Source organism: Paenibacillus sp. YIM B09110, from assembly GCF_037167145.1.
Lineage (GTDB): Bacteria > Bacillota > Bacilli > Paenibacillales > Paenibacillaceae > Pristimantibacillus.
Genome location: NZ_JBANSP010000026.1, coordinates 39274 through 51733, shown reverse-complemented (window position 1 = coordinate 51733; position 12460 = coordinate 39274). Strand labels below are relative to the sequence as shown.

Here is a 12460-nt window from a genome sequence, read left to right as displayed (position 1 = left end):
TATGACTACGGTTGCGATTTTTGGCGTCGGATTGATCGGAGGGTCTATCGCTCTCTGTCTGAAAGGGAAACCCGATATGCACGTCATCGGCTATTCCAACCGACAATCCTCGGTAGAGAAATATATGCAGCGCGGCGTTGTTGATTATGCAACGACCTCGAAGCGGGAAGCCGCTGAGCAAGCAGACTTCATCATATTATGCGTCCCGGTCGGCAACTTGGAAGAATACTTGATTGAGCTTAGCACATTCAACTTGAAGCCAGGCTGTATTATTACGGATGTAGGGAGCACAAAGGCGTCGGTTGCGGCATGTGCGCGCACGCTGGATTTAGGAGATGCGGTATTTATCGGCGGTCATCCAATGGCGGGCTCGGAGCGTTCAGGAGTTGAAGCGGCTTCCGTCTACTTGTTAGAGAACGCCTATTACGTGCTAACGCCTGATCATCATACACCTGCAGTCGCTGTGGAAAAGCTGAAGGAACTGCTTAGTCATACAAAGGCGAACATGGTTATCGTCGATTCTCGGGAACATGATGAGATTGTAGGCGCCATCAGCCATCTGCCGCATATGATTGCAGTTGCGCTCGTGAATCAAGTCCGGAATTACAATGAGAGCAACGGCTTGTATGAATCGCTTGCTGCTGGCGGCTTCCGCGACATTACGCGCATTGCTTCCAGTGATCCCGTCGTATGGCGCGATATATTGGTGAACAACCGCAGTGTGCTGCTGCAGCTTCTGCGCGATTGGAGCGATGAGACAAACAAGTTCGCCGATATGATCGAGCGATCTGATGGCGAATCGATCGAAGAAGCTTTCCGCACAGCAAGGGAATTCCGCAGTAAAATGCCTGAGCGACGCAAAGGGATCATTCATTCGACATTCGATTGTTACGTCGACGTGCCCGATACGCCGGGCATAATCGGTAAGATTGCCAGCGAGCTAGGCAATAAGAGGATTAATCTAAGCAACATGCATATCATCGAGAGCAGGGAAGACGTGCCCGGCATTCTAAGGCTGTCGTTCCGCAATCAAGAAAATTTAGATCAAGCGATCGAACAGCTCACCGCGAGCGGCTACGACGTGCACCTTTAAGGTGCACGTTGTTTTGTTTAAAATATAGGAAAGTATAAGTTTCACTCGTATACTTCTGCCTATATTTCAACGCGAAACGAAAGCTTATGCCGCCAAGGATGGCACAGAACCGAGCAGCGCTGCGCAAAGAAGCAGCTAACGGTTCGTGCGTAGCGACAGCCGTTTACGCTTGAACATTTAACCGAAAAACGCTTACAAAAAAGTTTGAATAAAAATGAAAGCGCTTATTGACAAACTGGAAGCGTATACATATAATAAAAGTACAGTATGGTTTCTCTCCACTCCTATCCAAATCATTCGCACAATGTGCGGACCGCCTTTTATAAGGCGGTTATTTTTTTTGCCCTGATTCCAAGAGTCGATGATAATTTATGGAATTTTATCCTTTTGTCGAAAGAAGCAGGATTTTAGCTTTCGAACTCGAATTGTACTAATACTCGTATTACATCGAATTTATTGTGATAACACCGCAACTTTTCATTGTCCGGCAGGTACAATATATATGTATCGTCCGGGAATAATCCGCAGGTGGAGGAGGTTCGCCTGTCATGACTGATTCCCAGCTAATACGTGAGATTAAGGATGGCAACGTCGAGCTCTACTCCGAGCTGATGCGACGCTATCAACGTAAAATATTAGCGTTCATCTACCATATGCTGAAGAGCGCTAAGCTCGAGCTGATGGCAGAGGACTTATGTTCCGAAACTTTTTACAAAGCGTATCGCAGCCTTCATTCCTTTAGGGAAATGGATGCTTCTTTTTCCACATGGCTATATACAATTGCTCGCAATACGGTTCTAAGCGAGCTTCGCAAACAGAAGGCGGCTAGCGTCTCGCTCGACGAGTCGGGCTTCGAACCTGTCGCGGCGCTCGATGCTGCGCCAGAGCAGCATGTGCTCCGCAATGAGCGGATGGCTATGGTGCGGGAGGCCATAAATAATTTGCCGGAGAAGCAGCGCTCTGCGCTCATTCTTCGCGAATATGAGCAGCTCGATTATCAGGAAATTGCGAGTATACTGGGTCAGACGGTCAGCTCCGTGAAGTCGCTGCTGTTCCGTGCGAGGTCCAGCGTGAAGACGCAGCTCGAGCCTTATTTCGGACAATCGCCGATTTTGGAGGAATTCGAAGGGATGAATACAAGATGAAGTGCATCGATGCCCAAAACACTTTCGGACAATATTGGGAGTTATCCGAAGACGATGCTGAACGCGGAGCCCTAGACCGCCATCTGATGGAATGTGAATCATGTGCGGAACAGTTTCGCTTATGGGAAGAGAGCGAAGAGCTGATTCGTATTTTATCGGAAGAGGAAGACTTCATTGGTCCGTCAGAGCATGTCAACCGTGACGTAATGGAGCGTATCTATGCGGAGCAGTCGTGGCTGATGCCGGTTGCCCACAAAAGTTATCATTTCTCACGCTCATTCCGCCGGAACATAGCGATTGTCGTTGCTGCATGCTTAGCCATGTTCGCGTGCGCTTTTTTTGTTTTTGTATTCGATCAAGAGAATGGAACACAGCAAGCACAGATTGCGGACTTATCGGGTCTTATCGAGACGGCTAACGCTTCGGGCGATGCGATGACGATTAATGCAGGCTTCTACGCTGAAGTGCCTGTAGCAAGCATTAGCGATCCGTTCGTGCTTAAGATCGTTCCTTCTTTCCCGCAATATTATGTTGCGTTGTCCTTGCTTGGCATAATCATGACACTGCTTATACTGAATTGGCTGTCTCGGACGAGAAATTGAGAAAATCAAAGAACAATGCGGATAGGGAGGCAACATCTCTTGCTGATAGGATTTGTACGTCATGGTCAAACCGATTGGAACGCGCTTGGCAGAATACAGGGCCAGACAGACATTCCCTTGAACGAGAATGGCATTAGGCAAGCAGGAGCTTTGGCAGAACGTCTCCTATCCGAGCCTAAGAAGTGGGACATGGTCGTTTCCAGTGACCTTCAGAGAGCTTATATCACGGCTGACATTATTGCGAATAGGCTGGAGATCCCATTGATTACTGGGGACAGCAGACTTCGCGAGCGCAGTTTCGGAGAAGCAGAAGGGCTGACCAAGGAAGAACGCATCAACCGTTGGGGCGATGAATGGGACCGTGTGGCAAGCGGTATAGAAACGGATGGCCAAATGCTGGAGAGAGGGCTTAGCGCTTTGAAGGAGCTAAGCTTGCTATATAATGAACGTAATGTCCTGATCGTCTCGCATGGCAGTTTCCTTGCAATGCTGCTACATAAGCTTTGCGAAGGTCTTAGCGACGAGCGTCTGAACAATTTATCGTATTCGATACTTGAATTTAAGGATGGTCTTTGGTCTCCGCTTCTTCATAATTGTACGAGGCATCTTGAGCCGAGCCTGAAATAGAAGGAAGTCACTTCATCTTTATCGATGATGTGGCTTCTTTTTTTTGCGCAGACCCTGCTTTCCTCATGTTTTAAATGTGCGAGATTGACCCATAATGGTTATAAATGACGCTAATTCACACACAGTAAGCTTACGTAAAAGACGCGGCAAAGACAGGCAAGCTGTTCGCGTCAGGCAGAAAGGAGAGAGCGATGAATTTATCGGATATGCTAGGATACGCAGATATCCAGCAGCTCAGCAGAATTGCAGACGTATACCGCTGCGAGTGCAACGGTCATTCCAAAAACGAGTTGATTCAATCCATTCTCTCTACGGTAAGTCGAAATGATGTATTTGAAGCGCAGATCAGCACGATGAAGCTGGAGGATTTGCGATTTCTAAATTCGCTTCTCTTTGAAGTACGCAGCTCCTACAGTCTAGAGGATCTTGTTGCCCGCGTGCAGCAAGCGCGATTCGGCGAATCCGAAATTCGCGAAGAGGCAGCACCTCCGCCCAAATCGAAGCGTACCCGGAAAAAAACTGAACAGGAGCCGCAGCCATTAAGTCCGCGAGACATCATCGCAAAATTTAAGCATCAGGGCTGGTTATTCAATGGCTTCAGCGGTCCGAATCGTTATTTGTTCCAAGTGCCCAACGATTTGAAGTCGCGATTTCGCGATACATTAAAACGGAAGTTCGCCGCAGAGCTGCAGTATGCCGATGAACCGCCAGTATACCGTGATGAACAGATGCTCATCCAGGATGATATCAGGCAGCTTCTCCATTATGCCTATCACAACGAAATCCAATTGACGCCAGACGGCTCGATGTATAAGCGCTTCAGTGTACAGCTGTTGGATCGATTCGGCGTTAGAGAGGAACTTCCAGGGAAAGGCGAGTGGCGGTTCGGATACGGGAAACATTTCAATTACTACCCGAACCGGATGTCCTATCTATATGACTATTGCTATCACGCCAAATACATAAGCGAGCAGCAGGCCGTCTTAACGGTAACGGCAATCGGGCAAGAGCGGATCGTTGCGAAGCCGCCGGCCGAAGCCGAGGAGATGTACCGTTACTGGTTAAAGCTGTATAAGAGTCCCATCCCTAACTTGTTGTCGTTGGTGCACTGGATCAATGCTTTGTCTGAGGAATGGGTGACGGTGCAATCGCTCCGTCAGGTGCTTCTGCCGTTTATTAAGCCGTATTATTATGACAGCGCGGAAATGATACTCGAGCAGCGTATTATGATGATGATGGTTCACCTCGGATTACTCAGGCTGGGTGAACACCCGGAGCATGGAACGGTTGTTCGCATGACAAAGGCAGGAAGAGCGATTGTGGCTGGGGTTTCGCTGGCCGAACCGTTATTTTGAACGCTGCGGGATGATTTGACTTTCAATTAGTGAATTGGTAGTATCTCTCTACTTGAATGTATGGGAGATGAAGGATAATGCTATTGCCTTACAAAGGAGTAATGCCTTCGTTGCAGGAGCAAGTCTATATTGCGGAAGGCGCTAAGCTGATCGGTGACGTAAGCTTAGGACGTCAGAGCACCGTATGGTTCAACGCTGTGCTGCGAGGCGACCTCGCTCCAATCCGCATTGGACATAGCTGCAACATCCAAGACGGCGTAATCGGGCATGTGAATACGGATCAGCCGCTTATCCTGGACGATGAGGTATCAGTCGGGCACGGGGCAATCATCCACGGCTGTACGATAGGCAAAGGCACTTTAATTGGAATGGGGGCAATCGTACTTAACGGCGCAGACATCGGTGAATATGCTTTAATAGGAGCCGGTTCGATTGTTACAGAGAACAAAAAAATACCACCCTATACTCTATCACTCGGATCACCCGCCAAAGTCGTAAGAGAACTAACAGATGACGATTTGCAGCGCATGAGAAGGACGATGGAGAGCTATGTGACGAAAGGTATAGAATATAGGATCTCTTAACGCCGGTTTGGAGGTGTATCCTATGGACAAAATGAAGGTAGCGTATGAAGCCATGCTCGGCCTGGCAGCCGAACTGGTGCTGGACGATGCTGTGCTCAAGTTTCAGACGAAGCAAATTCACGAGGCAATCGATAAGGCGCTGGCTGCTGGCGATGAGGATACGTTTTACCGTCTTGCTAAACAATTGAATGCATTAAAACGATAACGGCGCGAGCGTGGTCGAAGTTCCGTTGGAATCGTGAAAATAAGAAGCTTCCAAGTCCGCATACCGGGATATGATGCCCGAAGCTATGCGGAACGGAAGCTTTTTTTTGAAATCTAAGGAATTATCAATTAAACTCAGGTATGATGTTCACAAAACGAGGGCTGGGAGAGAGAGTATGAAGTTTAGCGAGATCGAGAAGGAGCAATGGGAAGAGCTGCGCCCGTATTTGGACACCTGCTTGCTGCCTGTAACGGGCATGGACGGTTCAGAGCAGCCTTACGAGGCGACCGAGTGGCTGGAGAGATTGCGAGATATAATGGATTTAATTGAAATACCGTTCAAGGGGCGTATAGTGACCTATCCGGCCTGCCATTATGTGACTTCATCCGGTTCATTCTCTGAAAGTGTGAACGCCATGTGCGCGGGTCTGAAGCGTTCAGGCTTCAAATATGTCGTCCTTGTGTCGGCCAATCCGGCGCTTGAACTGAGCTGCGAGGAAGCCGACCTATGGATACGACCGAATGAAGATGGGCATATTCCTGAACAAGCGTTCGTTTCTCACGAAATTCGGTTATTATGGCAATCTCAGACGGAATGATGCGGCGATTGGCATTTTGTATAATAAAATCGGGTTTTGGGGAAAACTTATGGCAGACAAGGTCAAATGTGACAAAATGATAACAAATTAATGAACGGCATTTTGTTAGACGCGCAAATATCCAGCCATATTCTTGACGCTCCCTAGCACCTAGGCTATTATAAGTTATGTCCTAGTTCGTCATGTGTTTTGCCGTGCGGCAAGACGCGAGATATGGTTGGCAAAGGGGGTTAGAACAGAAGATGAGTAACCACGAACAACACGAGACCGCGCATCGACCGGTTCAGCGCAAAGAAATGTCCCGGCGTCAATTTTTGTCATATACGCTCGGCGGCACGACTGCATTTATGATGGGCGGCGCGGTATTGCCAATGGTCCGTTTTGCAGTGGACCCGCTCCTTGAGAAGAAGGGCGAAGGCACTTTTGTCAAAGTTGTTGAAGAAAGCAAAATTACAAATGAACCGCAAGAATTCAAATTCAAAATCCATCAAATCGATGGATGGTACGTGAGCGATCCTGAGCTCGCGGCATGGATTTCCAAGGATGACAACGGTACGGTATTTGCACTTTCGCCAGTGTGCAAGCATTTGGGCTGCACGATAGGCTGGAACACGAAAGGCAAAAACGAGTATGATTGTCCTTGTCATGACGCGCGTTATACGAAGGACGGCAAAAACCTTGCCGTAGCACCGAACCCGTTGGATGAATACGAAGTGAAGCTTGAGGACGGATTTGTTTATCTCGGTCCGGTTAAGCCGAACTCGCGGATGAGTTAAGGAGGGCGTATTTCAGATGTTTAAAAGTGTGTACAACTGGATTGACGAACGTCTAGACATTACGCCGCTTTGGAGAGACGTTGCGGACCACGAGGTGCCCGAGCACGTTAACCCGGCTCATCATTTCTCCGCTTTCGTATACTGCTTTGGCGGTTTGACGTTCTTCATCACTGTAATTCAAATTTTGTCCGGCATGTTCCTTACCATGTATTATGTTCCGGACATTATTAATGCTTATGCCAGCGTTGACTACTTGCAGCACAAAGTTGCATTCGGACAAATCGTTCGAGGCATGCATCACTTCGGCGCAAGCTTAGTTATCGTAATGATGTTCCTACATACCCTGCGTGTATTCTTTACCGGTTCTTACAAAGCACCGCGCGAAATGAACTGGGTAGTCGGGATGCTTATTTTCTTCATTATGTTAGGCCTCGGTTTCACAGGTTACCTGTTGCCTTGGGATAACAAAGCTTACTTCGCAACAAAAGTTGGTGTTCAGATCGCTGAATCCGTTCCGTATATCGGGCCGTATATCGCATCGTTCCTATACGGCGGCGACATCGTAGGCGCTCAGACGTTGACTCGCTTCTTCGCTATCCACGTGTTCTTCTTGCCTGGCGCATTGATCGCCATGCTGGCAGCTCACTTCTTGATGATACGGAAGCAAGGTATTTCTGGACCACTTTAAGCGAAGGGAGGATTTTATTATGGCGCATGGTCATAAGTCAGACGAGAAAGTTGTCTACGTAGGCGATTCTCGTGTTAAGAAAAACAACCATCCGAACATACCGCCGGACTATACCTCTTACCCGGGCAAGTCGGAAGCCTTTATTCCGAACTTCCTGCTTAAAGAATGGATGGTCGGTTGCGTAGTCTTGGTCGGTTTTCTAGTATGGACAATTGCTGAGCCGGCTCCGCTAGGTTATCCTGCGGATCCGACGAACGCTGCATTTATTCCGATGCCGGACTGGTACTTCCTGTTCCTGTATCAATTCCTTAAGTATCCTTACGTATCCCAGGACTACATCGTTCTTGGTACAATGGGTATTCCAGGCGTTATGTTCGGCGCTTTGCTGCTCGCTCCTTTCCTCGATACAGGCAAGGAACGCCGCTTCTACCGCCGTCCGATCGCTTCATCGCTTATGGGTCTTACATTGATTGCATGTGTATACTTGACGGTCATATCGTGGGATCACTATCAGCACCAGCTCGAGATCAATGGACAAGTTCCAGAGCATATCGAGCGCGAGGAGAAAGCTCGCGAGGCTGCCGAGAAGGGCGAAGAAAGACCGAACTATACGAAGCCTACCGTGGAAGCAGCACTGGTTGACGCGAATGATCCAGCAATGGATATCGCGAAGCAAGCACAATGTGTTTCGTGTCATGCAGCTGACCTGAAAGGCCAAGGATCTGTACCTAGCTTGGTAGGCGTAGGCGACAGGCATTCGAAGGAAGAGCTTGTCGAGATCGTAACGAACGGTAAAAATAACGGGGCTATGCCTGAATTTGGCTCTAAGCTTTCTACTGAAGAGATAGATCAATTAACAACGTGGCTGTCTAAGCAGAAGGCTGCAACCGAATAACATAAGCAATAGAAAAACCTGATCGTATCATGCGGTCAGGTTTTTTTTGAAATATAAGAAGTATAAATCTGCTGCTTATGCTTGGCTTATATTTCACCGCGAAACGATAGCAGTTGCCGCCAAAGGACGGCCTCAGCCGTTTACGCTTGAAAGGAGAACAATGAACAAAATGGTATGGAACAGCTCGATCTTGCTTTATCGTCCTTTTCTATGGCTGCTCTTCTTGGTCAACCTGCTCGGAACGGTATACGGCTACATTTGGTATGAAAGCCAGCTTATCTATACATCCGAAAACTTCGATTCTTGGGTTTTGGTGTTCGTGCCGGACAGCCCGACTGCCAGCTTATTTTTTACGCTAGCGCTGCTCTACTTGCTATTTCCGCCAAGAAGTTCTTCGCGTCTAGTTACTGGGGGGCGTGTTATTATCGAAGCTCTTGCTGTCGTATGCTCCGTGAAATACGGTATTTGGGCAGTAGCGATGATCGAAGCAGGCGCTTGGCAAGGCGATCAACTAGAGTGGACGCATTATATGCTGATGGCATCGCATTTGGGGATGGCGGTCGAAGCTTTGTTATACTTCCGCTATATGAAAGCCGGATTTGCCGCGCTGCTTGTCGGCACAGCTTGGCTGCTGTTGAATGATACGATTGATTATACGTATGAGGTTTTCCCATGGCTTGCAGATGAGTTGGAAGACGATATTCCTGCCGTACGCGCCTTCACATACGGATTGTCGATATTCAGCTTTTTTGCAGCAATGATCGTCTGGCGCTTTAGAAAGAAGGTATAACGCTTGTCTTACCCTCATAGAATGAAACTATGGGGGGATGTCCATGAAGATACGGATTATGATTCCATTCGTCTTATGTATCGTCATGACGATCGGTTCAGCAAGCGCAGTATGGGGAAACACATTATTTGGCCCTAGCGGCAATTCATTGATAGCAGGTTCCGAGGCGAGAATGTTAGCGAGCCTGGACGAGGCGGCCGCTTCATTGTATGAAGCAGCTTATACGAATAATCGCCAAGCCGGATTTCTAAAGCTTCAGCAGTTCAATCAACTTACCAAACAAGCTTCTGCGTCTGGTTCAGGATCACAAGCTGGTTGGGAAGCGATTAACGAGGCTGTCGCCCAGATCGAGCAGGCTTTAGTTAGAGGCGAGCCAGGTTCAGGCTGGCTAATGGCTGCATCGCGCATCGAGCTGTCTACGGATGCTTTGGTGCGTCCAGAGCATGCCTTATGGCTGCAATATGAGAGCGTGCTGCTTCATGATTGGACGAGAGTGCAGCAATCATGGAAGCGGTCGACAGACGATGGCGCACTCGCTGCAAGCGCGGCTATGGATAGCTTAAACGAGCATTTGATCCGAATCGAGCTAGCAGCATCTATTCAGTATGGCGATACTGCAATTAATGAAGCACTTATTCGTGCCCATTATACAGACTTGCTATTGGACGGCATTATGGACGGCGGATCGAATGGTGAACGGGTTAACAAGTCGCTGGATGCGTTAAGGGATAAGCTCGTTCAATTGTTCGATGAAGGACGTGAGACAGCTGTTTTGCCGGTCGTTGCGCCTGCCGTCTCAACGAATCCTATCAGTTGGGCGCTGTTTCTAGGGACAATTATTTGCGCAGTTCTAACCTATTCAGGGTGGCGCAAATATCAACGCTCGCCATATGGAATCAAGCCTTTGAAATAGAGCTATTCTTCCTTGAATCCTTCACCTAGCACATCATGCGCTTCGTTAATGACGATAAAGGCACGAGGGTCGATATTGCGTACAATTTGTTTCAATCGGCGGGTTTCCTGCCATTGGACGACGCAATAGACGACCTCTTTTTGTTGTTCGGAATACGCGCCCTTCGCAGGGAGCAGCGTGACGCCTCGATTTAGGTCATACGTTACTTGCTTTGCTATTGGCCTGAAGCGGCGTAAGTCGGCCGGAAAGCGACAATGTGCCGAGCATCGAGTACAACATTTGCGCTTGGTCATTCAATAAACGAAAAACATTGATTTTCATGAACGACTTACGTTAACATAGAAACGTATATGGATTTGGGCATTTCTACAAACCAAACCCAAGTTGCAGCTTAGTCGGAAAGGAATTAGAGACGATGTCAGATAAATCGTTGAAGGATATACAAGGTGAAGTTGACGCTTATATTTCGCAATTCAAGGAAGGTTACTTCAGTCCGCTTGCGCTTATGGCAAGAATGTCTGAGGAAGTAGGCGAGCTCGCTAGAGAAATCAACCACTTCTACGGCGAGAAGCCCAAGAAAGCGGACGAGGCGGATAACTCGGTCGAAATGGAGCTCGGGGACATTTTGTTCCTGCTATCCTGCTTCGCTAATTCACTAGGCATTGACCTCACTGAGGCTCATGATAAGGTCATGCACAAGTTCGCGACGCGCGATGCTAATCGGTGGACGAAGAAAACGACCGAACTGTAAACAAGCTCCTTACATATGCTGTACCATCAACCTGTGTACAAGGAGGATGGGCGGATGGACGGAGAGGGCTGCATCAAGAAAGCTTATGAATTCATCCTTAACAGTGATTTTGAGCAAGCGATATATTGGTTTGAGCAAGCCATAGCGGTAGAGCCGGACAATGCGAGTTATTATCATAAATGCGCGATCTCTTGCTCGCGCAGCGGCAAGTGGAACAAAGCGAAGCATTATGCGGATGGCGCGCTGGCGCTTGAACCGGACAACGCAGAATTCAGATTCCACTTGCATACGATAGAATCGAAGCTGCTTCTGACTGAAGCGAAACTGCTTCTATTGAACGATCCGAATCAACCTGATAAGGCGACCCTGCTGCTTATTGAAGCAACGAGGCTGGATCCGCTCTGCTTCGAAGCCTTCTATACATTAGGTGTCGTATATGGTTCACTCGGGAGATTGGATGAAGCAGTTGCTTCCGCGCGCGAGGCGATACGGCTTGAACCCGAACATTCGTCTGCTCGGACTTTGTTCGCTGACGTAATCCGCAAACGGCGGTCGGAACGGCTAAAGAACGGCGGAATGAAACGAAAAAGGAATAGGTGATTGCGATGACGACTGAGAAAATAAAAGTTGCTGTAGTAGGCGCAAGCGGAAGAATGGGTCGGGAAGTTGTGAAAATGGTGCTGGAGGATGAGGCGCTGCAGCTCGTCGCAGCCGTCGCTCCTTCGGCCGGCCCTGTCGACGCAGGGATCTTCGCAGGCGTTCGCGAAACAGGCGTAACCGTAAGCGCAACGCTAGAGGAAGCACTGGCAAGCGCCGGGGCCGATGTTCTTGTTGATTTCACGGTACCGCAAGCGGCATATAGCAATGCTAAGAAATCCATACTTCACGGAGTTCGTCCGATTATGGGGACAACGGGGTTTACGCCGGAACAGATCGTGGAGCTGGACGAGCTTTGCAAGGAGAGAGGCATTGGCGGTTTGATCGCGCCTAACTTCTCCATCGGTGCTATACTGATGATGAAGTTCGCCGCACAAGCTTCCAAATATATGCCGCATGTCGAAATTATCGAATATCACGGCGATCAGAAGCTTGATGCGCCATCTGGTACATCAATCAAGACAGCGGAGCTGATCTCTCAAGTGAGACAAGAGCTTCGCCAAGGCAATCCGAAGGAAGAGGAAACGATTGAAGGGGCTCGCGGCGGCTATTACAACGGATTCCGCATACATAGCGTCAGGCTGCCGGGCGTATTCGCCCAGCAGGAGGTTATCTTCGGCGGTCATGGACAAACGCTCAAGATTCGCCACGATTCTTATGACCGCGCCGGTTATATGCCGGGTGTTAATCTCGCGGTGAAGAAGGTTATGAACTACAGCGGGATGATCTACGGTTTCGAACATATTATGGATTAATGAGCTTGCGCAGCGGGAGAGGGGAA

Annotated in this window: 16 protein-coding genes and 1 pseudogene; 16 read left to right on the top strand and 1 reads right to left on the bottom strand. The window is 48.7% G+C overall.

Going from position 1 to position 12460, the window contains the following annotated elements:
* Nucleotide 1: 1 nt before the first annotated feature.
* The 13 genes from V8F51_RS26235 (at nucleotide 2) to V8F51_RS26175 (ending at nucleotide 10271) form a co-directional block, all read left to right on the top strand.
* Nucleotides 2-1093: a prephenate dehydrogenase gene (locus V8F51_RS26235; protein ID WP_337103456.1), complete on the top strand. Its 1092-nt coding sequence runs from the start codon at nucleotides 2-4 to the stop codon at nucleotides 1091-1093.
* A 548-nt stretch (nucleotides 1094-1641) separates the two neighbouring features.
* Nucleotides 1642-2238: an RNA polymerase sigma factor gene (locus tag V8F51_RS26230; RefSeq protein WP_337103455.1), complete on the top strand. Its 597-nt coding sequence runs from the start codon at nucleotides 1642-1644 to the stop codon at nucleotides 2236-2238.
* Nucleotides 2235-2840: a hypothetical protein gene (locus tag V8F51_RS26225; RefSeq protein ID WP_337103454.1), complete on the top strand. Its 606-nt coding sequence runs from the start codon at nucleotides 2235-2237 to the stop codon at nucleotides 2838-2840. The genes V8F51_RS26230 and V8F51_RS26225 overlap by 4 nt, the downstream gene beginning before the upstream one ends.
* 39 nt (nucleotides 2841-2879) lie before the next feature.
* On the top strand, nucleotides 2880-3467 hold the full coding sequence (locus V8F51_RS26220; RefSeq protein ID WP_337103453.1) for a histidine phosphatase family protein: 588 nt from the start codon (nucleotides 2880-2882) through the stop codon (nucleotides 3465-3467).
* A gap of 191 nt (nucleotides 3468-3658) precedes the next feature.
* A complete protein-coding gene (locus tag V8F51_RS26215; RefSeq protein WP_337103452.1) occupies nucleotides 3659-4822 on the top strand; it encodes a hypothetical protein in 1164 nt (387 codons plus the stop codon).
* Nucleotides 4823-4899: 77 nt separating this feature from the next.
* On the top strand, nucleotides 4900-5406 hold the full coding sequence (locus V8F51_RS26210) for a gamma carbonic anhydrase family protein (RefSeq protein WP_337103451.1): 507 nt from the start codon (nucleotides 4900-4902) through the stop codon (nucleotides 5404-5406).
* Nucleotides 5407-5428: 22 nt separating this feature from the next.
* Nucleotides 5429-5611 (top strand): IDEAL domain-containing protein, encoded by a 183-nt coding sequence (locus tag V8F51_RS26205; RefSeq protein ID WP_307467129.1) that lies wholly within the window; start codon nucleotides 5429-5431, stop codon nucleotides 5609-5611.
* Between the two features lie 175 nt (nucleotides 5612-5786).
* Nucleotides 5787-6209, top strand: coding sequence for a DUF2487 family protein (locus tag V8F51_RS26200; RefSeq protein WP_337103450.1), 423 nt, complete (start codon nucleotides 5787-5789; stop codon nucleotides 6207-6209).
* Nucleotides 6210-6451: 242 nt separating this feature from the next.
* Nucleotides 6452-6985 carry a ubiquinol-cytochrome c reductase iron-sulfur subunit gene (locus V8F51_RS26195; protein WP_337103449.1) on the top strand — a complete coding sequence of 178 codons (534 nt, stop codon included), beginning with the start codon at nucleotides 6452-6454 and terminating at the stop codon, nucleotides 6983-6985.
* A gap of 16 nt (nucleotides 6986-7001) precedes the next feature.
* Nucleotides 7002-7673: a menaquinol-cytochrome c reductase cytochrome b subunit gene (gene qcrB, locus V8F51_RS26190; RefSeq protein ID WP_307201559.1), complete on the top strand. Its 672-nt coding sequence runs from the start codon at nucleotides 7002-7004 to the stop codon at nucleotides 7671-7673.
* A gap of 19 nt (nucleotides 7674-7692) precedes the next feature.
* A complete protein-coding gene (locus V8F51_RS26185; protein ID WP_337103448.1) occupies nucleotides 7693-8568 on the top strand; it encodes a c-type cytochrome in 876 nt (291 codons plus the stop codon).
* Nucleotides 8569-8728: 160 nt separating this feature from the next.
* On the top strand, nucleotides 8729-9358 hold the full coding sequence (locus V8F51_RS26180) for a DUF1405 domain-containing protein (RefSeq protein WP_337103494.1): 630 nt from the start codon (nucleotides 8729-8731) through the stop codon (nucleotides 9356-9358).
* A gap of 43 nt (nucleotides 9359-9401) precedes the next feature.
* Nucleotides 9402-10271 (top strand): sporulation protein YpjB, encoded by an 870-nt coding sequence (locus tag V8F51_RS26175; RefSeq protein WP_337103447.1) that lies wholly within the window; start codon nucleotides 9402-9404, stop codon nucleotides 10269-10271.
* A 2-nt stretch (nucleotides 10272-10273) separates the two neighbouring features.
* On the opposite strand, the pseudogene V8F51_RS26170 reads toward V8F51_RS26175, so the two are convergent.
* A pseudogene (locus V8F51_RS26170) lies at nucleotides 10274-10489 on the bottom strand (YitT family protein); the annotation flags it as partial.
* Between the two features lie 197 nt (nucleotides 10490-10686).
* Here V8F51_RS26170 and V8F51_RS26165 point away from each other — a divergent pair.
* From V8F51_RS26165 to dapB, 3 genes are read left to right on the top strand one after another with little or no spacing between them, the layout of a single operon-like run.
* The gene (locus V8F51_RS26165) at nucleotides 10687-11022 is read left to right on the top strand and encodes a nucleotide pyrophosphohydrolase (RefSeq protein ID WP_337103446.1); all 336 of its coding nucleotides are present in this window, start codon (nucleotides 10687-10689) and stop codon (nucleotides 11020-11022) included.
* 54 nt (nucleotides 11023-11076) lie between these two features.
* Nucleotides 11077-11622 carry a tetratricopeptide repeat protein gene (locus V8F51_RS26160; RefSeq protein ID WP_337103445.1) on the top strand — a complete coding sequence of 182 codons (546 nt, stop codon included), beginning with the start codon at nucleotides 11077-11079 and terminating at the stop codon, nucleotides 11620-11622.
* A 5-nt stretch (nucleotides 11623-11627) separates the two neighbouring features.
* A complete protein-coding gene (dapB, locus tag V8F51_RS26155) occupies nucleotides 11628-12434 on the top strand; it encodes a 4-hydroxy-tetrahydrodipicolinate reductase (protein WP_337103444.1) in 807 nt (268 codons plus the stop codon).
* Nucleotides 12435-12460: the final 26 nt, after the last annotated feature.